Origin of the sequence: Streptomyces sp. NPDC060232 (assembly GCF_042726555.1) — a bacterium.
Classification (GTDB): domain Bacteria; phylum Actinomycetota; class Actinomycetes; order Streptomycetales; family Streptomycetaceae; genus Streptomyces.
In genome coordinates, this window is sequence record NZ_JBHXAG010000008.1 from 127,639 (window position 1) to 147,939 (window position 20,301).

Annotated in this window: 17 protein-coding genes, 1 tRNA gene and 1 riboswitch; of the genes, 3 read left to right on the top strand and 15 right to left on the bottom strand. The window is 73.1% G+C overall.

Going from position 1 to position 20,301, the window contains the following annotated elements:
- Positions 1 to 75 precede the first annotated feature (75 nt).
- Complete coding sequence (locus ACFWFZ_RS14265; protein WP_387121605.1) at positions 76 to 2,076, top strand: ATP-binding protein; 2,001 nt, start codon at positions 76 to 78, stop codon at positions 2,074 to 2,076.
- A 219-nt stretch (positions 2,077 to 2,295) separates the two neighbouring features.
- Entirely contained in the window at positions 2,296 to 3,654 is a 1,359-nt protein-coding gene (locus ACFWFZ_RS14270; protein ID WP_387121609.1) for a carotenoid oxygenase family protein, read from the top strand.
- 152 nt (positions 3,655 to 3,806) lie between these two features.
- Here ACFWFZ_RS14270 and ACFWFZ_RS14275 read toward each other — a convergent pair.
- From ACFWFZ_RS14275 to ACFWFZ_RS14325, 11 genes are all read right to left on the bottom strand, one after another.
- A tRNA-Pro gene (locus ACFWFZ_RS14275) sits at positions 3,807 to 3,883 on the bottom strand.
- Positions 3,884 to 3,987: 104 nt separating this feature from the next.
- The gene (locus tag ACFWFZ_RS14280) at positions 3,988 to 4,350 is read right to left on the bottom strand and encodes an MmcQ/YjbR family DNA-binding protein (RefSeq protein WP_387121612.1); all 363 of its coding nucleotides are present in this window, start codon (positions 4,348 to 4,350) and stop codon (positions 3,988 to 3,990) included.
- Positions 4,351 to 4,499: 149 nt separating this feature from the next.
- A complete protein-coding gene (locus ACFWFZ_RS14285; RefSeq protein WP_387121615.1) occupies positions 4,500 to 5,045 on the bottom strand; it encodes a GAF domain-containing protein in 546 nt (181 codons plus the stop codon).
- The gene (locus ACFWFZ_RS14290; RefSeq protein ID WP_387121618.1) at positions 5,045 to 5,653 is read right to left on the bottom strand and encodes an ATP/GTP-binding protein; all 609 of its coding nucleotides are present in this window, start codon (positions 5,651 to 5,653) and stop codon (positions 5,045 to 5,047) included. The genes ACFWFZ_RS14285 and ACFWFZ_RS14290 overlap by 1 nt, the downstream gene beginning before the upstream one ends.
- Complete coding sequence (locus ACFWFZ_RS14295; RefSeq protein WP_387122008.1) at positions 5,631 to 5,966, bottom strand: DUF742 domain-containing protein; 336 nt, start codon at positions 5,964 to 5,966, stop codon at positions 5,631 to 5,633. The genes ACFWFZ_RS14290 and ACFWFZ_RS14295 overlap by 23 nt, the downstream gene beginning before the upstream one ends.
- 98 nt (positions 5,967 to 6,064) lie before the next feature.
- Positions 6,065 to 6,520 (bottom strand): roadblock/LC7 domain-containing protein, encoded by a 456-nt coding sequence (locus ACFWFZ_RS14300; protein WP_387121621.1) that lies wholly within the window; start codon positions 6,518 to 6,520, stop codon positions 6,065 to 6,067.
- A complete protein-coding gene (locus ACFWFZ_RS14305) occupies positions 6,517 to 8,730 on the bottom strand; it encodes an ATP-binding protein (protein ID WP_387121625.1) in 2,214 nt (737 codons plus the stop codon). Before ACFWFZ_RS14305 ends, ACFWFZ_RS14300 begins: the two co-directional genes overlap by 4 nt.
- Positions 8,731 to 9,024: 294 nt before the next feature.
- Positions 9,025 to 9,456 (bottom strand): TspO/MBR family protein, encoded by a 432-nt coding sequence (locus ACFWFZ_RS14310; protein WP_387121629.1) that lies wholly within the window; start codon positions 9,454 to 9,456, stop codon positions 9,025 to 9,027.
- Between the two features lie 358 nt (positions 9,457 to 9,814).
- Positions 9,815 to 11,056 carry an MBL fold metallo-hydrolase gene (locus ACFWFZ_RS14315; protein WP_387121632.1) on the bottom strand — a complete coding sequence of 414 codons (1,242 nt, stop codon included), beginning with the start codon at positions 11,054 to 11,056 and terminating at the stop codon, positions 9,815 to 9,817.
- A 612-nt stretch (positions 11,057 to 11,668) separates the two neighbouring features.
- Positions 11,669 to 12,454 (bottom strand): SGNH/GDSL hydrolase family protein, encoded by a 786-nt coding sequence (locus ACFWFZ_RS14320; RefSeq protein ID WP_387121635.1) that lies wholly within the window; start codon positions 12,452 to 12,454, stop codon positions 11,669 to 11,671.
- A 163-nt stretch (positions 12,455 to 12,617) separates the two neighbouring features.
- A complete protein-coding gene (locus tag ACFWFZ_RS14325; protein ID WP_387121638.1) occupies positions 12,618 to 13,583 on the bottom strand; it encodes a LysM peptidoglycan-binding domain-containing M23 family metallopeptidase in 966 nt (321 codons plus the stop codon).
- 4 nt (positions 13,584 to 13,587) lie between these two features.
- A riboswitch (cyclic di-AMP (ydaO/yuaA leader) is annotated at positions 13,588 to 13,795 on the bottom strand.
- Between the two features lie 281 nt (positions 13,796 to 14,076).
- Here ACFWFZ_RS14325 and ACFWFZ_RS14330 point away from each other — a divergent pair.
- Positions 14,077 to 14,868 (top strand): tyrosine-protein phosphatase, encoded by a 792-nt coding sequence (locus ACFWFZ_RS14330; RefSeq protein WP_387121641.1) that lies wholly within the window; start codon positions 14,077 to 14,079, stop codon positions 14,866 to 14,868.
- Positions 14,869 to 14,933: 65 nt separating this feature from the next.
- On the opposite strand, the gene ACFWFZ_RS14335 is transcribed toward ACFWFZ_RS14330, so the two are convergent.
- Genes ACFWFZ_RS14335 through shc form a run of 4 tightly spaced genes read right to left on the bottom strand, consistent with a single transcriptional unit; the run spans position 14,934 to position 20,285 of the window.
- Positions 14,934 to 16,340, bottom strand: coding sequence for an aspartate aminotransferase family protein (locus ACFWFZ_RS14335; protein WP_387121644.1), 1,407 nt, complete (start codon positions 16,338 to 16,340; stop codon positions 14,934 to 14,936).
- On the bottom strand, positions 16,337 to 17,368 hold the full coding sequence (gene hpnH / locus ACFWFZ_RS14340) for an adenosyl-hopene transferase HpnH (RefSeq protein ID WP_387121647.1): 1,032 nt from the start codon (positions 17,366 to 17,368) through the stop codon (positions 16,337 to 16,339). The genes ACFWFZ_RS14335 and hpnH overlap by 4 nt, the downstream gene beginning before the upstream one ends.
- 5 nt (positions 17,369 to 17,373) lie before the next feature.
- Positions 17,374 to 18,060, bottom strand: coding sequence for a 1-hydroxy-2-methyl-2-butenyl 4-diphosphate reductase (locus tag ACFWFZ_RS14345; RefSeq protein WP_387121650.1), 687 nt, complete (start codon positions 18,058 to 18,060; stop codon positions 17,374 to 17,376).
- Positions 18,060 to 20,285: a squalene--hopene cyclase gene (shc, locus tag ACFWFZ_RS14350; RefSeq protein WP_387121653.1), complete on the bottom strand. Its 2,226-nt coding sequence runs from the start codon at positions 20,283 to 20,285 to the stop codon at positions 18,060 to 18,062. The genes ACFWFZ_RS14345 and shc overlap by 1 nt, the downstream gene beginning before the upstream one ends.
- Positions 20,286 to 20,301 lie beyond the last annotated feature (16 nt).

Here is a 20,301-nt window from a genome sequence, read left to right on the forward strand (position 1 = left end):
GACGCCAAAGAGAGCGCTCTCCGTGGCCTCGGGCTGCGGAGGGCCGGTGCTGTGACAAGGAGAAAGCAGACCACCATGGTGTCCGTAGGAGAAAGACTCAGCAGGGCCCGAGTGCAGGCCTTCATCGGTCGGGAGGAACAACTCGGTCTCTTCGAAAGTGCGTTGGCCGGCGATGCGCAGGCCCCGTTCGCGTTCTACGTGTGTGGGCCGGGCGGCATCGGGAAGTCCACGCTGCTGCGGCGTCTGGCCGACCACGCCCGGGACGCGGGCCGGCTGCTCGTCGAGCTCGACGGCCGGTTCGTCAGCCGCGACCCGGCCGATTTCGAGCACGCCGCCGGCCCGTTCCTCGACGTTGCGGGCACCGTCCTGTTCGTGGACTCCTTCGACCACTGCCAGTGGCTGGAGAGCTGGCTGTGGCACCACTTCCTGCCCCGCGCGGCGGACGGCACCCTGGTCGTCCTGGCCGGGCGGCGCGCCCCGCAGCCGCAGTGGACCGCCGACCCGGCCTGGTCCCGGCTCCTGCACGTGAGCGAGCTGGAGCCGTTCTCCACGGAACAGGCCCTGAGCGTGCTGGTCGCGGCGCAGATCCGGCCCGAACTGCGCGACCGGGTGCTCCGTTTCGCCGGCGGCAACCCGCTCGCCCTGTCCCTGGCCGCCGCGGCCGGATCGGCGGGCTGCGCCAGGGAGGAGGTCTGGGCCCCGTCGGCGGACGTACTGCGCACCCTGCTGGCGGGGCTGATCGGCGAGGTCCCCACGGCCGCCCACCGCCGCGCCCTGGAGGTGGCGGCGCAGGCCCACTCGACGTCCGAGGAGCTGCTGTCCTGCGTACTGCCCGGGGAGGACGCCCACCTGCTGTTCTCCTGGCTGAGGGACCTGCCCTTCATGGAGTCCACGCACCGCGGACTCCACCCGCACGACGCGGCACGCGAGACCCTCGCCGCCGACCTGCGCTGGCGTGCCCCCAACGCCTTCGCCACGATCCGCCAGCGCCTCGCGGACGAATACCTGCGCCTCCTGCGCGAGGCGGCCGAGGAGCGGGTGTGGACCGTCACCGACGAGCTCTTCTACCTCTTCCGGGAGGGCGAGACCCTGGCCCGGCTGCGCACCTGGTCCCGCGACGACGAGCTGCACGACCGTCCGCTGCACCCGGACGACATGGAGGTCGTGCTGCGGATGGCGGAGGAGACCGAGGGGCCCGCCTCGGCGGAGCTGGTCCGCTACTGGGCACGGCGCCGACCGCAGGACTTCAGCGTCTACCGCCGGGTGGGCACCGGCCGCGTCGTCGCCTTCACGGCCCGCCTCGCCCTGCCGGCCCCTCCCGACCCCGAGGACCTCGCCACCGACCCCGTCGTCGCCGCCGCGTGGCGGTACACGGATACCACCGCCCCGGTGCGCCCCGGCGAGCACATCGGGATCAGCCGTTTCTCGGTCTACCCCGAGCGCTACCAAGTCCCCTCGCGGGTCATCGACTTGAGCAGCTCCCGGGCCCAGGCGGAGGCGGCCCGCGCCCGCGGCCGCGCCTTCGGCTTCGCCGTCTTCCAGGACGCCGAGGCGTGGGCCGAACGTGTCGAGGGCACCCTGGTCGACACCGGGGAGCGCCCCCGGGTCGGCGAGCACACCTACGGGCTGTTCGGTGTCGACTGGCGTGAGATCCCCGTGGAGGCCTGGCTCTACCGATTCATATCGACCCCCGACTCACCGGTCCCGTCGGCGCCGTCGGCCCTCTCGCGCAGCGCCTTCGACCAGGCCTTGCGCGAAGCGCTGGCACACTGGCGTGATCCGAACGCCTTCGCCGCCTGCGCCCTGATGCGTACGCGTCTCGCGGCCGATCTCGGCGATCCCGTCGAGGAGTTGCGCACGCTGCTGCGCGAGAGCGTCGACGGCCTCGCCGGTGACCCGCGCGGGGTGCGCGCCCGTGAGGCCCTGACCGCGGGGTACCTCGCCGGGGTGCCGACCCAGGAGGGCGCGGCCCGCCGCCTGGGACTCCCGTACGGCACCTACCGTCGCCATCTGCGTCAGGGCCTGGACCTGCTCTCCGAGGCCCTGTGGCAGCGGGAGCTGACCGGCCCGCGATAGCAGCGGCCGGCGCGCCGGCCGGCCGGCGGGGAGCGGGTGGACAGGTGCGGACAGCAGTGGACACCGATCCCCTCCGGCGGGCCTGGATAGTGGACACCGCCCGGCGTGAGCCTGTGTGCCATGAAGGCGGCACGCGGCACGCAGAGCGACGGCCCGGGAGGCCGCCGGAGTGGCGTGGCTCCTCACGTCCCGCCCCGAGCACTCGAAGGAACTCTCGGCATGACCACATCGAAGCCCTATCTGACCGGCCACTTCACTCCCGTGGTGGAGGAGGTCACCGCCACCGACCTGACCGTCGAGGGCGCCATCCCGCCCGAGTTGTCCGGTCGGCTGCTGCGCAACGGCCACAACCCGAAGCCCGGGATCACTCCCACCCACTGGTTCAAGGGCAGCGGCATGGTCCACGGCATCCGCCTGCGCGCCGGGCGCGCCGAGTGGTACCGCAACCGCTGGGTCCACACCCCCGCCCTCGACGGCGCCCCCTACATGACCGACAAAGGCCCCGACCTCACCGCCAGCGCCGCGGGCACCCACGTCATCGAACACGCCGGCCGGCTCCTGGCCCTGTGCGAGGCCAACCTCCCCTTCGAACTCACCGGCGACCTCGACACCGTCGGCGCCTACGACTTCGACGGCACGCTGCGCACCGCGATGACCGCCCACCCCAAGGAAGACCCCGTCACCGGCGAACTGCACTTCTTCGGCTCCTCACCCGTCCCCCCGTACCTCACCTACCACGTTGCCGACGTCAAGGGTGCGCTCGTCCACAGTGCCGAAGTCCCCGGCGCGAGCGCCGCGCTCAAGCACGATTTCGCCCTCACCCGGCACCACATCGTCTTCGTCGAGGGCAACGTCACCTTCGACCCCGCCGAGCGATCCGGCATCCCCTACGGCTGGAGCGACCAGCAGCCCTCCCGCATCGGCGTCATGCCCCGCGGCACCGACGGGGCCCGCCACATCCGCTGGTTCTCCATCGAACCCGGCAACATGCTCCACGTCTCCAACGCCTACGAAGACGGCCAGGGCCGCATCATCCTCGAAGGCCCCACCGTCGACCGCGAAGGCTTCCGCCTCTCCTGGAACTGGTGGACCGGCGCCCCCGGCCGCGGCACCGAACCCGTCGCCCGCTCCTACACCCGCCGCTGGACCATCGACCTCACCGCCGCCACCGTCGACGAACACATCGTCGACGACCTCCCCGTCGAGTTCCCCACCCTCAACGAGGACTACCTCGGCGCCGAGAACCGCTACCAGTACGCCATCGCCTTCCCCGACGAGAACGGCCTCGGCGGCTACGGCCTGGTCAAGTACGACCGCACCACCGGCGCCCGCCGCATCCACCAGGTCGGCGACGCCCGCCTGCCCAGCGAAGCCGTCTTCGTCCCCGCCGCCGGCGCCACCAACGAAGACGACGGCTACCTCCTCACCGTCGTCTCCGACCTCAAACAGGACGCCTCCCAACTCCTCGTCCTCGACGCCACCGGCCTCGACCGCATCGCCACCGTCCACCTCCCCCACCGCGTCGCCGCAGGCCTCCACGGCTCCTGGATCCCCGACACCGCCCACAGCACCGCCTGACACGGCCCAACCACTCAGGGGCCGCCCCAGACCACTCTGGAGCGGCCCCTGACCCGTGAGTCGCCGAGCGTGGCTGCGACCACCACGGACCCGGACACACGAAAGGCCGTTCTCCCGTGTACGAGAGAACGGCCTCCGACCTGCGTAAACGCTGGTCGGGACGACAGGATTTGAACCTGCGACCCCTTGACCCCCAGTCAAGTGCGCTACCAAGCTGCGCCACGTCCCGATGCCCGCTGACCTGGGGTTTCCCCTGGCCGAACGCGCATGAGAACGATACCGCATTTCCGTGGGTGGTCGCGCGCGCCTTTCCGCCACCGGGCCGCGGGCAGGTCAGCCGGGCCCGCCGGCCAGCTCCGGGTGGGCTGCGACGAGGCGTTTCGGGGCCGCCTGGAGCCAGGAGTCGAGCAGGATGGAGCGCAGTTCGGCCTCGTCCTGCACCGCCGCCAGGCGGACCCGGATCCACGCGTAGTTGTCGTCGTGGCCGGCGCGCAGGAAGAACTTCTCCGGTTCCGCGGCGATCAGCTCGGCCCGGTCCTCCTTGGGACATTTCACCCCGATCGAGGTGTCGTCGTCGCCGAGGGCAGCGAAGATCTTCCCGCCCACCCGGAAGGCCGGCATGCCCCATGCCGGTTTCTCGCTGCTGTCCGGGAGGGACAGTGCGATCATGCGGACGTCCCGCACGGTGGTGGCCATACCCGGAACTCCTTTCCAGCCTCCGGTTCCGGTTTCGCTTCCGGTTCCGGTCCTCCGTTTCCGGTAGATCCTCCGGTTCCGGTTCCGGTCCTGCGGTTCCGGTGGATCCTCCGTCCGACGACCGTAGCCCCCACCGCCGGCAGGGGCGCTCATGCACGCCGGTCCTCGCGCTCGTGCAGCAGGGCCACCAGCTCCGCCGCCAGCCCCTTGGCGGTGGCGAGCCCCTCCGTCCCCCAGCGCCGCGGCACCACGTCCACCGCGCACACCGTGCCCAGTACGAACCCGCGCCGGTCGGTCAGCGGCGCCCCCAGGTAGGACCGGACCCCGCTCCCGTCCACCACCGCGTTCCCGGCGAACCGGGCGAAGTCCCGTACGTCCTCCAGCACCAGCGCGCGCCTGCGTACGACCACGTGGGGGCAGTAGCCGTGATCGCGGGCCAGGACCCGTGCCGGGTAGCCGCTCTCCGGGGCGTCGGGCGCGTGGTGCAGGCCGGCGAAGAACTGGCGTTCCTCGCCGACGAAGTTCACGCCCGCGTAGGGCGCGTCGAGGACGTCCGCCACGCGTCGCGCGAAGGCGTCGAGTTCGGTGTCCGCCCGCTCCCCCAGTCCCAGTTCGCGCAGCCGGACGGCCCGCGCGGGCGCCTCCCGGTCCACGGGCGTGAGCAGCAGGTGTCCGGTCGATTCGTAGGAGCTCATCACGTTTCCCCCGACTCCGTTGACGATGACAATGACGCTGACGCTGACGACAGGCACAGCAGGTGACGGACCAGGGCGGCCAGCGTCGCCGTCCCGGAGCTGGTCAGGCGCGCGTCGCACCTCACGACGGGCACCTCGGACCCCAGTCCCACCGCTTCCCGGACCTCGTCGGGCGTGTAGCGGTGGCAGCCGTCGAACTCGTTGACGGCGACGATGAAGCCGATCCCGCGCCGCTCGAAGAAGTCCACCGCCGGGAAGCAGTCCTCCAAGCGGCGGGTGTCCGCGAGCACCACGGCTCCGAGCGCGCCCGCGCACAGCTCCTCCCAGAGGAACCAGAAGCGGTGCTGGCCGGGCGTGCCGAAGAGGTAGAGCACGTGGCGGTCGTCCAGGGTGATCCGCCCGAAGTCGAGCGCGACGGTCGTCGTGGTCTTGGCCTCGACCCCGTGCAGCGGGTCGGAGCCCGCGCCGAGATCGCTGAGCAGTTCCTCCGTGCTCAGCGGCTCGATCTCGCTCACCGCGCCGACGAAGGTGGTCTTGCCCGCCCCGAAACCCCCCGCGACCAGGATCTTCAGGGTGACGGGGGCATCACAGTCGTCTGCGCAGGCCATCGAGCACCGCCAGGAGGAGGGACTGGTCATCGGCGGCGAACGACCCTCCGCCCGGGAACCGCGGCGACTGCGCCATGACGGCCCCGTGTTCCATGAGGTCGGACAGCAGCACCTTCACCACCGCGGCCGGGAGTCGCAGCTGCCCCGCCAGCTCGGCGACGGTGACGGCGGCGCCGGCGCACAACCGCAGCGCGAGGGTGTGCTCGGCCCCGAGCGGAACGCGCGGGCGCACCCCCGTCGCGGTCATCCGGGACAGCAGGTCGAGCGCGACGCCCGGTCTCGTGCGGCCGCCACAGGCGGTGTACGGGCGCATCACCCGCCCCGCCGAGCCGTCGAGCCACGGTGTGTCCCACCCCTTCCCGTAGGCGCCGTGCGCCCCGTACCCCCCGTGCGCCCCCCTGCCGTGGGCCCTCATCGCTCCACGTTCGCGGCGGGCCGCCGGGGTGCGGCGGAGAGGTACGGCCGGACGCGCTTGACCAGCATCGCCATCTCGTAGCCGAGCACGCCGGCGTCGGCCTCCCGGTCGGCGAGCACGGCCAGGCAGGTGCCGGATCCGGCGGCGGACACGAAGACGAGCGCGGAGTCGAGCTCTACGACGACCTGCCGTACCTCGGCGCCGTCGCCGAAGCGGGCGCCGGCGCTGCGGCCGAGGGAGTAGAGGCCGGAGGCGAGGGCCGCCAGGTGGTCGGCGCTGTCGGGGTCCAGGCCGTGTACGCAGCTCACGAGCCCATCGGCGGTGAGCAGTACGGCGCTGCGGGTGTACGGCACGCGTTGGACCAGGCCGCTGAGCAGCCAGTCGAGATCCGAGAGCCGGCTGCCGGTCTTCGTCGCCACTTCGCCGCCCATGGTGATGCGCTCCTTCGTCATGCCTGGTTCTCCGACTGCGCGAGGCCGAAGCCCCGCTGGAAGGCGGCCATGAGGCCGGGGTCGTGTACGGGTTGCTCGGTGTCGGCGGAGGGTCGCGGCGCGGGTGCGTCGCGCAGTTGGGGCGCGAGGTGCGACTGGGCCCGACGCCGCGGCAACACCGGCCTCTCACCCGCGAGGCCCTCGTCCCCGTCTCCGTCTCCGTCCCCGTCCCTGTCCCCGTCCCCGTCCTCCGATGCGAGCCCGTGCCCGCCCCCGGGCTCACCCTCCGGCCGCCCGCCTGCTCCGGCCCACACCGCCGCCGATTCGATCCCCTGCCCGGCCGTCCATCCGCCCCTCGGCGTATCCTCCGACCCGGCCGCGGGCCCGCCCGACGGCTCGTCGCCGAGCCGGCCCCGCGCTGCCGCCTCGAAGCCGTCCCGTCCGACCGTCCATCCGCCCGCGGCCGCCGGCGCGGCGCTGGGTGCGGCCCACTCTGCCGCCTCGGCAGCGGGCCCCCGCCCGGCGAGCCGTCCGCCCGCAGGCACACCCTGCGGCCCGGCCTCGAACTCGGCCGCCGGGCCGGTCCGGGGCTCTGCCGACGGCCCGGCGTCGGCCACGGCCCACGACGCCGCCGCCGGAGCGGGCTGCCGCTCGGCGGGCCATCCGGCTGGGGGTGCAGCCTGCGTCCACGCCCTGGGCTCGGTCGCAGCTCCTGGTCGGGCATCCTGCCCGGTGGCGGGGGCGCCCGACGGGCCCGGCGCAGGGGCCCGCCATCCTGTCGCCGTGCGCCCGGAGTGCGGCTCCGCCCCCGGCTCGGGATCGGGGCTCGGGCCGGACGCCGGCTGCGGCTCGCCGCCGGGTACGGTCCAGGCGTCCCCCGTCGGCGCGGCCGGCCCCGGGTGGGGCTCGGGGCGGGGGGCGGGGATGGTGGGCGGGGCTTCCACCCTGCGCGGCATCGGCACCGCCGGCATCGGCACCGGCATCGGCACGCGCGCCGGCTCCAGCGGCGGCGTCACCCGCGAGCCCTCGGCCGCCTCCGCGCCCAGCAGCTCCTGCGGCAGCACCAGCACAGCGAGGACACCGCCGTAGATGTTCGACTTGAGCTCGACGGCGATCCCGTGCCGGCGCGCCAGCGCCGAGACGACGTACAAGCCGATCCGCCCGTCCGCGAGCAGGCTCCGGACGCTGACCTGGTCGGGGTCGCCGAGCAGGGCGTTCATCCGGTGCTGCTCCTCGGCCGGCATGCCCAGTCCCCGGTCCTCCACCTCGACCGCGATCCCGGCGGTGACCCGCTCGGCCCGCAGCACCACGTCCGTGTCGGGTGGGGAGAACACCGTGGCGTTCTCGACGAGTTCGGCCAGCAGGTGCACGACGTCCGCGACGGCGTGTCCGCGTACGCTGCCGCCCGCCGGCGGCACGACCTTGACCCGGGTGTACTGCTCGACCTCCGCCACCGAGGAGCGGAGCACCTCGCTCAGGTCGATCGGCCGGGTCCACTGGCGGCGGGACGCCGCACCGCCCAGCACCGCGAGGTTCTCGGCGTGGCGGCGGATCCGGGTGGCGAGGTGGTCGACGTGGAAGAGCTCCTTGAGCAGGTCGGGGTCCTCGACCGTGTCCTCCAGGTCGTCCAGCAACGAGATCTCGCGGTGGACGAGGGACTGGAGCCGGCGCGCGAGGTTGACGAAGACCTCGACCTTGCGCTCGCTGTCGGACGGGGTGACCGGTCCGGCGAGCCGTACGAGGGCCGTGTGGGCCTGTTCGCGGGCACCGCGCAGCTCCTGGGAGAGCAGCCAGAACTCGTCCACGCCGGCCGGGTCCGCGCCGGTGAGCGGGGCGTTCGGCCCGCCCCGGACCGGCCGCGGCGGGGTCTCGCCCCGCTCCAGCCGTTCGGCAGCCGTCCGCAGCTCCTGGCGTCCGCGCACGCTGGAGCGGCGCAGCGCCTCGCACCGGTCGCGTACGGCCTTGGCCGCGCGCTGCGCGCCGAGCAGGGCGGCGGCCAGGGCGCCGACCACGAGCAGGGCGCAGCCGGTGAGCACCGGCCAGAGCCGGGCGTCGCGGTCGCCGGCCCCGCCGCCGAGCTGGAGGGTGAAGATCACCGCGGCGGCGCCGCTGAGCGCGGCGGCGAGCGTGGGCAGGAGGGCGGCTCGTACCAGCTGGGGGCGTATCTGCCGGGCGGGACCGGTGACGGCGTGTCTCGACGGGGCGTGGCGGGCGGCGCGGGGTCCGGACATCGGCGTCCTCGGTACGTGGGGCCCGGCCCCCAGCGTTCCCGGGGCCCGGTGTTGATCACCGAATACCCACGCTAGACCCCACCATCCCGCCGCGGGCTGCCAGTTGGCGAACTTCGCGGGGGTGCTTCCCGCTCCCGGTGGAGCGCTCGCACAGCAGCCCGAAATGCGCCGGTCAGCACGCTGCGGCCGCCGGCGCCGCCCCTCCCGGCGCCCGAACGGCGCCGGCCGGCGCACCCGGACGAGGGCGGGACAGCATAGACCGCTGGGCGACCCGCTCCGTCCGCGGTGCCCGCGCTACCCGTTGAGCTGCCAGACGGCAGCGTTGAGGGCGGTCGCGAACGCCACCCACAGCAGGTAGGGGACGAGCAGGAACGCGGCCGTACGGTTCAGGCGGTAGAAGCGGACCAGGGTGACGCCGAGCGCCGCCAGCAGCAGGGCGATGTCCAGCAGGGCGAGTCCGTACTCGCGGGCGCCGAAGAACAGGGGGGTCCAGGCCAGGTTGAGGGCGAGCTGTACGGACCACCAGGTGAGGGCGCGCCGCACCCGCGGGCGATCCGGATGGCGCCACACCAGCCATGCCGCGATGGCGATGGTGGCGTAGAGGATGGTCCAGACGGGGCCGAAGAGCCAGGCTGGTGGAGCCCAGGCGGGACGCCGTAGGGACTGGTAGACCGCGTCCGCGTCGAGGGAGACGAGCGCGCCCACGGCCGCGACCCCGTAGGTCACGGCGAGGAACGCGGCGAGGGATCCCCAACCCCTGCTCGCGCGGCGTCGTGTCGGTGTCGCAGGTGGCGCCACGGCTGGCCTCCCGGTCGGTCTCTATGGCCTCTGGCACGGGTGGGGAGGACCGAGCGGCCCGGCGGCGCCGTCCCCGCCCCACGGCCTCTCTTCCCATTCCACACGTCGGCCGGACGCACCGCATCTGCGGGCCTGGACGCGCAAGCCCCGGCCCTGCTCCGCCGGCAGGCTCCTGCCGGCGGAGCACGAGAGCCACTGTGTCGAGTTGCCCCGCGGCGTCGCGGCGCCCGGCACGCACCCTCGGCACCGAACGCCGCTCGCTCCACGGGGCAACTCGATACAGACCCTAGGAGCCGACGGACTCCGGCTTCTCCTGACCGCCGACCGCCGCCGACGCCACGCGGGCCGCTGTCGCCGCTGCCCCGCCGGCCTCGTGCGCGGGCACGGCCGCGGGCCCGTCGACGGGTCCGGCCGTCGTCACCCCGGCCACGAACGGGCGCCACCACGGTTCGGCGGGCGCGCCCTCGGTTCCAGGCTCGAACGGCCGGCCCGGGATCGGGAGTGCCACGGCCGCTCCGGCCCCCTGGGCGGCTGCCAGGGTGCCCTCGCCGGGCTCCTCCCACGGGTGCAGGGCCAGGTTGAAGGTGCCCCAGTGGATCGGCAGCATCGTGCCGTGCGCGGCGCCGCCCTGGAGGTCGAGGTGGGCGCGCATGCCCTCCTCGGGGGTCATGTGGATGTCGGGCCAGTACTCCGAATACGCCCCGATCTGGATCATCGTGGCGTCGAAGGGGCCGTGCGCGGCGCCGATCTCCGCGAAGCCGGGGAAATAGCCGGTGTCCCCGCTGTGGTAGATCCGGTGCTCGTCGCCCGCGACCACCCAGGAGGCCCACAGGGTGTGCTGCTGGTTGCGCAGGCCGCGGCCGCAGAAGTGCCGTGCGGGGGTCGCCGTGAGGGACAGTCCGGCGATCTTGGTGGATTCGTTCCAGTCGAGCTCGCGCAGCCGGTCGGCCGGCACGCCCCAGCGCTCCAGGTGCGCGCCGACTCCGAGCGGGACGGCGAAGACCGTGTCCGTACCGGCCAGTGCCTTGATCGTCGGCAGGTCGAGGTGGTCGTAGTGGTCGTGAGAGATGACGACGACGTCGACCTCGCCCAGCGCGGCCAGCGGGACCGGGACCGGGTGCAGCCGCTTGGGGCCGGCGAAGGGGAAGGGGGAGCAGCGCTCGCCCCACACCGGGTCGAACAGCACCCGGTGCCCGTCGATCTCCGCGAGCACGCTGGAGTGCCCCATCCAGGTAAGACGCAGGCCGCTCACCGGCGGCTTCGCCAGGTCCGCGAGGGTGGTCGGGTGCACCGGGATCGCAGACCCCGGGCTGCGCCGGATCCGCTGCTCGCGGTGGAAGTAGATCTTCGCGAACTCCGCCATCGACCCCGACGGCCTGTTCCGGGCCCCGACCGGGTTCTGGAAGACCCCGTCGGCGAAGTTCGGCGAGCGGCGGATCCGCTCCAGCCGGGCGCCGGACGGGTCCGCGCCGAAGGCTTCGGGCCGCAGGGCGCGCAGCCGCGGACGGAGGGGACGGGAGCCGGTCAAAGCGCCTCCAGGGAGGGGTGGGGTCGGTGCGGTCGTGTGGCCACGACCATGCAAACGCACACCGGCCCCGAAGGATTCCGCCTGCCGCTCCCGCCCCCTCGTGTCGGTGTCCTGCCGCTGGGTCCTGTCGTCGAAGGAGCGCCGGTGAGGCCCGCGGTGTCCGGCGCCGTGCAGCGCAAGGCGGAGGGGCGCCCGCGTACCGGACGTACGGGGGCGCCCCGACCACGCGGCGAGGTGCGGTGCGGGCGCCGCGGGCCCGGCGGGACCTTGACGACAGGAGCTGGCCAGTGCCGCGTCAGGCGACGTTTGCCCGTCAGGAGCGGCGTCCGGTGCGTGCTCTCGGCGTGCCGGCCGGGAGCGCTCGTACGGGACGTACGTGGCTTTCGGCCGGTGTGGCAAGAGTGCGTGCCGGACGCCGCGACGGGGCGAACGTCGCCTGACGCGGCACTAGGGTCTGTATCGAGTGGCCCCGTGGAGCAAGGAGCGGCGTTCGGTGCGTGCCCTCGGCGTGCGGGACGAATGTCCTCGTAGCGGAGCTACTAGGGCATGTGGCTCGTGCGCCGAGGGTGCGTGCCGGGCGTCGCGACGCCGCGGGGCAACTCGATACAGACCCTAGAGCGGCAGGAGGTCCGGCCGCTTGGCCTCGACGTGATCTCCGGAGGACTCGCCGCGCAGCCGGCGGCCGATCCACGGCACCAGGTACTCGCGGGCCCACTGGATGTTGTCGCGGGTCACGTCCACCGAGCCGCGCGGGCGCAGCTGCGGCCACGGCTGGTCGGGGTCGGCGGGCACCTCCAGGCCGAGGACCTGCGCGGCGCGCAGTGCGACGCGGGTGTGTCCCTCGGGCGAGAGGTGCAGCCGGTCCGCGTCCCAGGCGCGCCGGTCCTGTACGGACTTCAGCGACCAGAGGTCGAGGACCGGGCAGTCGTAGCGGTCGGCGATGGCGCGCACGTGCGCGCTGTACGTCGCGACCTTGCCGCGGAGGTGTTTGAGGACGGGCACTCCCCGGGTGTCGAAGCCGGTGGTGATCATGACGCGGCCGACGGCTCCGGTGAGGTCGGCCACGGCCGCCTCGAACCGTTCCGCCACGTCGTCCGGGTCGCTGCCGGGCCGGATGATGTCGTTGCCGCCCGCGCAGAAGGTGACCAGGTCCGGGGCGAGGGCCTTGGCCCTCGGCACCTGGTCCGCCACGATCTGGTCGAGGAGCTTGCCGCGCACCGCGAGGTTCGCGTACCGGAAGTCGTGCTCGTCGCGCTGATCGGCCAGGAGCACGGCGAGCCGGTCCGCCCAGCCGAGAAAAGAATCCCCAGGCCCCGGGTCCCCCACGCCCTCTGTGAAGCTGTCCCCGATCGCCGCGTACGAGCCGATGGTCTTGAGTTTCGTCGTCGTCGCTGCCACGAGAACCCATCCTTCACTCCCGCAAGCAACCTACGCCAACGTAATGAGGGGTTGACGGGCCGTGATCTCTACCACGCCGGGCATAAGGAATAAGTACACGTGAGGCCGGGACCCCCCTCGGGTCCCGGCCTCACGCGTGTCGGTGCTCCGTCGGCGGGTGCCGTCAGAGGCTGGCGCCCTTCGAGCGGAGGTAGGCGATGGGGTCCATGTCCGAGCCGTAGGACGGGCTCGTACGGATCTCGAAGTGCAGGTGCGGGCCGGTCGAGTTGCCCGTGGAGCCGGAGAGGCCGATGCTCTGGCCGGAGGTGACGCTCTGGCCGGAGGAGACCGAGAGCTGGGAGAGGTGGGCGTACTGGGAGTACTTGCCGTCCGCGTGCCGGATGACGACCTCGTTGCCGTACGAGCCGCTCCAGCCGGCGGAGACGACGGTGCCGGCGCCGACGGCCCTGACGGTGGTGCCCATGGGGGCGATGAAGTCGACGCCGGTGTGGTAGCCGGATGACCACATGGCGCCCGCGACCTTGTACTGGGTGGAGACGCCGCCGCTGACCGGGGCCACGAAGCCGGAGGCGGCGGGCTGCGCGGCGGGGGCCGGGGCCGCAGGGGCGGAGTCCTGCCGCGCCTGCGGGGCGGCGGGGCGGCCGGCCGGCTTCGCCGCCTTCGGGGCCGCCTTCGGCGCGGCCTGGGGGGCGGTGCGCGGGGCGGGGACGGCGTCGACCGGTGCGGCGGCTTCACCGCGGCCGCCGAGGGTCAGCTTCAGGCCGGGGTGGATCAGCGACGGGTTGGTGCCGACCGCCTCGCGGTTGTCGGCGTACAGCTGCTGCCAGCCGCCGGAGAGGTTGCGCTCCGCGGCGATCTCGGAGAGGCAGTCGCCGGGGACGACCGTGTAGACGGTCGGCGCGGCCTGCACGGCGGCCGCGGGAGCGGCGGGCGCGGCCTGGAGGGCGGCAGGGGCCTGCGGGGCCACCGCGGGTACGACGGCGGGGGCCGCCGCCGGGGCGCCGGCCGCGTTGGCGCCGGCGGCACCCATCAGCGGCAGGGCGAGGGCCGCGCCGCCGGTGCCTGCGACCGCGAATCCGCGGGAAATGGAAAGGGACTTGGGACGGCGGTGCTTACCCTTTGCAGGCATGGCGCATTCCTCTCCGGCGCCTGCGAGGTGAGCTGTCGGGTTCGGACTGGAGATGTCCGGCCGTACATGCACGGGACATGAACGGCTTCACCCCGAGCCGTACCGGAGGAAAGATCTCCGGAACAGCGGCTTACCTGGTTCCCCCGCTCCTGCCGCGCGAAATGGTTCGGGTGCGGTTTCCGGGCGGCGGCAGGATTCGGCGATCCACCCGGATCGATCGCGAAGGTAATCCCTTGCGGGCACGCCGAACAAGCTGCGAATTCCCTGACGGATTCACAGGTATGAGGGACCGCCGGAATTCCGGTCACCCTCTGTCCATTCCGCTCCGCCAACAGCCGTCCCCACCGGGCCATTCGGCCTCGGCGATCAGGCACTCACGGTCACCGTATGATCTGGCTCACGGGGACGTGCCCGATCTCGCCTCCGGTTATTGCAAGTTGGCGCCAAGTAGCTCAATTCGGACAGAGCCCCCACGAGAGGCGGAGGAGTTCCCTTGACCCAGCAGATACAGGAGCCGGAGCTGACCGGAGTGCGCAATTTCCGCGATGTGGGCGGATTGCCGACTTCTGATGGACGAACGGTCGGGACGGGACGACTCTTCCGAAGCGGACATCTCGCACATGCCACCGAAACTGATGCAGAGTTCCTCACTTCGCTCGGTCTCCACACCGTCTTCGACTTCCGCAACGGCGCCGATCACGCCCTGGAGGGCCCGGACGTCGAACTGCCCGGCGTACGGAACGTCAACATCCCGCTCTCGGACCCGGCGGACGGCCGGGAGTTCTGGCGGCTGGTCCGCGACGGCGACCTCGACCAGCTCCGCTCGATCCTGGGTGACGGCAAGGCGGCGGCCCGGATGTCGGACTCCTACCGCCGGATCATCCGCGACCGCACCACCGAGCACAGCCGGGTCGTCCACGCCCTCGCCGAGGACAGCGTCCCCGCCCTCCTGCACTGCGCGGCCGGCAAGGACCGGGCGGGGCTCTCCGTCGCCGTCACCCTCCTCGCGGTCGGCGTCGAGCGCGAGGCGATCGTGGCGGACTACCTGGAGTCCAACGCCCCGCACCGCCGCTACCGGGTGCACCGCAGCTCCGCGTCGGCCGAGGCCCGCTCGCCCGAGGTGATGGAGCTGCTCGCGCCGCTCTTCGACGCCCGCGCCGAGTACCTGATCGCCGCCTTCGACACCATCGACCAGGTCTGGGGCGGGGTGGACCGCTACCTGGCGCAGGGCCTCGGGCTGACGCCCGAGACCCTCGACCGGCTCCGGGACCGGCTGCTGGTCTGATCCGCCCGCCGAGGGACGCGTACCGGGCGACGGACACCGGGGACGGACACCGCGGAGGCAGGCCGTCAGCGCGCCGCGACGGCCTGCTTCACCAGCGTCCTGCCGAAGTCCCACATCAGAGCGGACCCGCCGTGCGCCTCGTCCATGACCTCGCGGAAGGCGCCGACGAACCGGTCGACGTCCCGCTCGTCCAGCACCAGCGGCGGAATCAGCTTGATCACCTCCAGGTGGTCCCCGGAGACCTGCGTGAGGATCCGGTGCTTCTGGAGCAGCGGCGCCACGACCATCTGCGCGAAAAGGCCCTTGCGGGCCGCCTGCAGCACCGTCCAGCGGCTGCGCAGCCCCAGCGAGGACGGCCGGCCGAACTCGATGCCGATCATCAGCCCGCGCCCGCGCACCTCGTGCAGCAGCTCGTACTCGTCCACCAGGGCGGCGAGCCGCCCGCGCAGCAGGTCACCCGTCGTCCGGGCCCGGTCCACGAGGTGCTCGTCCTCCATGACGGACAGCACCGCCAGCCCGGCCGCCATCGCCTGCGCGTTGGACCCGAAGCTCGCGGAGTGCACGAGCACCCGGTCCATGGACGAGTAGACCTTCTTGAAGATCCAGTCCTTGCCCAGGGTCGCGCCGACCGGCACGTAGCCGCCCGACAGCGCCTTGGCCACGCACACCAGGTCGGGCTCCACACCCGGCTCGTGCTGGTACGCGTAGAAGTCCCCGGTGCGTCCCAGTCCGGTCTGCACCTCGTCCGCGATCAGCAGGGCCTTGTGCCGGTGCAGCAGCTCCTGCGCGGCGCGCAGGAAGCCGGGCGGGGCCGCGAGGACCCCCTTGCCCTGGATCGGCTCGACGACGAAGGCGGCGACGTCGCCGCGCTGCAGCTCGCGCTCCAGGGCTGCCAGGTCGCCCAGCGCGACCTTGGTGTCGGGCAGCAGCGGTGCGAAGCCGTCCCGGAACCCGCCCTCGCCGTTGACCGAGAGCGAGCCGGCCGTCAGCCCGTGGAAGGCGTGGTCGCAGTAGAGGATCCTGGGCCGCCCGGTGGCGTACCGGGCGAACTTCAGGGCCGTCTCTACCGCCTCGGTGCCGCTGTTGCCGAAGAAGACGCGGTCCAGGTGCGGGCTGTACGAGAGGAGCTTCTCGGCCAGCAGTCCGGGCAGCGGCTGGCAGTCGAAGCGTGTGAGGTCTGCGAGCTGGGCGTCCAGGACGTCGTGCAGGGCCCGTCGGACGACGGGGTGGTGGCGGCCGAGGCCCATCACCCCGAAGCCGGCCAGCATGTCGAGGTAGTCGTTGCCGTCCGCGTCCCAGAAGTGGGCTCCCTCGGCCCGCTCGTAGACCTTGTCGAAGCCGATGGCGCGCAGCATCCGGGGCAGTTGGTGGTTGAGGTGGCGGGTGTGCAGCTCGTACCGCTCCGCCCCGCGTGCGGCCAGCAGGGCGCCGAGGTCGAAACCGGCGCCCCGCCCCTCTTCCGCCGGGCTCATGCCGACCTGTCCCGGTTGCCTCCGACCGTCTCCCGGGCGGCCCGCAGGGATTCCTTGAGGGAGCCCATGGTGGCGAGGACGGCGGTGGGCTCGTAGCCGCAGTGCGCCATGCAGTTCGCGCAGCGCGGGTCCTTTCCGCGGCCGTACTTGTTCCAGTCGGTTTCCTCGACGAGTTCCCGGTAGGTGGGGACGTAGCCGTCGCTCATCAGGTAGCAGGGGCGCTGCCAGCCGAAGAGGGAGTAATTCGGAATGGCCCAGGCCGTGCAGGGGAAATCGACCTTTCCTTCCAGGAAGTCCAGGAAGAGCGGTGAGTGGTTGAGCCGCCAGCGCCGCCGGTTGCCGCCCGCGAAGGCCTTTCTGAAGAGTTCACGGGTCTGGTCGACGCCCAGGAAGTGTTCCTGGTCCGGTGCCTTCTCGTAGGCATAGGCGGGCGAGATCATCATTTCGTCGACCTGGAGGTCGTCATTGAGGAAGTTGAGCACCTCGATGATCGTCTGCGGGGTGTCGGTGTTGAAGAAGGTGGAGTTCGTGGTGACCCGGAATCCGCGCCTCTTCGCCTCCTTGATGGCCTCGACCGCCTCGTCGAAGACGCCCTCCTTCGCCACCGACTCGTCGTGGCGCTCGCGCAGGCCGTCGATGTGCACCGCGAACGCGAAGTACGGGGAGGGGGTGAACTTCTCGATCTTCTTGCGCAGCAGCATGGCGTTGGTGCAGAGGAACACGTACTTCCGCCGTGCCACCAACTGCCGCACGATCTCGTGGATCTGCGGGTGCATCAAGGGCTCCCCGCCCGCGATGGACACCATGGGCGCACCGGATTCCAGTACGGCGCCTACCGCCTGGGCCACCGGCATGCGCTGCTTGAGCACTCCTGCCGGGTGCTGGATCTTCCCGCACCCCTCGCAGGCCAGGTTGCACGCGTAGAGGGGCTCCAGCTCGACGATCAGCGGGAACTTCTCACGCTTGCGAAGCTTCTGTTCGAGCAGATAGGTCCCGACCCTGATGGTCTGGCGCAGCGGCATGGCCATCTGGCTCACCTCCTGGGGAGCAGCGAAGAACGGTGCCATTGGTAAAACGCGGGCAGTACGGCACGCAGAACACGGAAGGCCGATATTCCCCCGCGCACCGTGCCGATCCGGACGAGCTCATGCTCCGGAGCGTCCACGATCACCCGGACGGCCGCAACAGGGCGGTCGGCGCCCCGGACGGCGGCCCAGAGGGTCGCCGCGGACTCCATGTCGACCGCGACGGCGCCCGTGGCGCGCAGTTGCGCCCGCTCCTGGCCGCGGACGACGTGGTCGGAGCCGGTCAGTGGGCCGATGTGCACGGTCCGGCCGGGGGCGGCCCGGGCCAGCGCCTCGGCGAGCAGCGCGGTCCCGGTGCACGGGACGGTCCCCCGCGGGTCGCGGGTCTCCTGCGCGACGACGAGGTCGCCGGGGCTCATGCCGGGGACGAGCCCGGCGCAGAACCCGGTGGCGAGAACGGCCGCCCGTTCCGTCCCGGGCCGCTCCAGGGCCCGGCGGACGGCGCGTTCGGCCGCGCGCGGGCCCATCCCGGTGCGCAGCAGGGTGTACGCCCCGGCCGGAGCCCGGTCGGGGCCGCGCGTACCGCGTAGGGGGTCCCGCCCGGCGCTGCGCAGCGCCACCTCCTCGATGCGCAGCGCGCAGGCGACCAGCAGCGGGCCGGCCTGCGCGGCCCGGTCCTCTCCGGAGGCGGGCATCAGGGGCCCCCGGGGGCCGAGCGGGCCGGGGCGGGCGGCTCCCCGTACAGGTAGCGGCCGAGCGCCGTCAGCGGGAACACCTGCCGGTACAGGTGGTAGTTGATGGAGAAGTCCCAGGGGAAGCCGGTGCCGGTGAAGTACGGCTCGTCCCAGGAGCCGTCCTCCCGCTGGGTCCGGACCAGGTGGGCGATGCCGCGTTCCACGGCCTTGCCGTCCCGCTCGCCGGCCGCCAGCAGGGCCATGAGCGCCCAGGCGGTCTGGGAGGCGGTGGAGGCGCCCTTGCCGGCCCACGACCGGTCCTTGTAGGAGCGCTGGTCCTCCCCCCAGCCGCCGTCCTCGTTCTGTACGGATTCCAGCCAGCGCACGGCGCGCCGGACCGCGGGGTGCCCGGGGGCGAGGCCGGCCGCGGTGAGGGCGGGCACCACCGACCCGGTGCCGTAGACGTAGTTGGTGCCCCAGCGGCCGAACCAGCTGCCGTCCGGCTCCTGTGCGTCGAGCAGCCAGGCGATGCCGCGCCGGGTCCGGGCGTCGCCCGCCCGGCCCTCGAAGGCGAGCATCTCCACCACGTGGGCGGTGACGTCGGCCGACGGGGGGTCGATGACCTCGCCGAAGTCGCAGAAGGGCAGCCTGTTGGGCAAGGGGCTGGTGTTGTCGGCGTCGAAGGCGCCCCACGCGCCGTCCTTCGACTGCATGCCGAGGGTCCAGGACACGCCGCGGGCGATGGCCGCGTCGAGCCGCACCGGGTCGGGGTGCCTGATGCGGCGCAGGGCGAGGACGACCTCGGCGGTGTCGTCGATGTCGGGGTAGGTGTCGTTGTGGAACTCGAACGCCCAGCCGCCCGGGGCGAGGCCGGGCCGGCGCACCGCCCAGTCGCCGGTGCGGGTGATCTCCTCGCCGAGCATCCAGTCGGCGGCCTTGACCAGCGCCGGATGGTCGGGGCGCACGCCCGCGTCGGCCAGTGCGATCGCGGCGAGGCAGGTGTCCCACACCGGGGACTGGCAGGCCTCGATCATCCGTGCGCCGTCCTCGCGCCGCACCGCGAAGCGGTCCAGGGACTCCAGTCCGGCGCGCATCACCGGATGGCCGAGGTCGTAGCCGAGCAGGTGCAGCGCGATGACGGAGTACACGGCGGGCGGCTGGATCCCGCCCCAGCAGCCGTCGTTCTCCTGGCGCTCGACGATCCAGCGGGCGGCCGTGTCCATGGCCGCCTTGCGCAGCCGGCGCGGCGCGAACCGCCGGTAGACGTGCAGCGCCTTGTCCATCCGCTGGAAGGCGCCGTCCCAACTGGTCAGCGGTGCCATACGGGTGGCGGGGTACGGGGTCCGCGCGTCGGTGTGGAGCTCGTCGAGGGCGAAGGGGGCCGGGCGGACCGGGCGCAGCGCGGAGACCACCGTGAGCGGGACGATCGTCTGGCGGGCCCAGCAGCCGAAGTCGTAGATGTTCAGGGGGACCCAGGGAGGCAGGAACACCAGCTCGGGCGGGAGTTCGGGCAGGTGGTCCCAGCTCCACCAGCCGAAGAGGGCGAGCCAGATCCGCGTGAAGACGCGGGCGGCGGCGATCCCGCCGTTGGCCCGGATCCAGGCCGAGGCGCGGCTCATGTGCGGGGCGTCGGGCGGGTCCCCGGCGAGGCGCAGCGCGACGTAGGCCTCGATGGTGGCGGAGAGTTCGGGCGGTCCGCCGTGGAAGGTGGCCCAGGTGCCGTCCTCGCGCTGCTCGCCGCGGATGAAGAGGGCGGCGGCGTAGGTGGTGGCCTCGTCCCGGATGCCGAGGAACTGCCGCAGCAGGAGGTCCTCGGCGTCCATGGTGACGTTGGTCTCCAGGTCGCCCTTCCACCAGCCCGCGGGGTCCTGGCGGTCCAGGAGGTGCAGGGTGGCGCGCGCGGTGGCCTCGTACACCTCGCGCGGGCTGCCGTCGGGCGGCCGGGGCAGGTCCGCCGCCGTGGCCGTCCGGCCCGCGCCGGGCTTCCCCGGCGGCCGGTAGGCGGCCGGCGGGCCGGTTCGCCGGCCCGGGTCGGGCGGCGCGGCGGGCCGCTCGGTGACCGCGACCGGCAGGGAGGGCGCCGCGCCGGGCGCGGGGCCGGCCTGGGCGGCCGGGTGGAGCGGACCCGGGAGCCCGTACTCGGTCCGCGGGGCGGCCGCCCCGGCGGGGCCGGGCGGCGGGGCGCCCGGCGTGGATTCGCTGCCGGCGCCGGCGCTCTCCGCGCTGCCGTCGGTCGTCGCTGTCATGGCTTCCCCTTAGAAC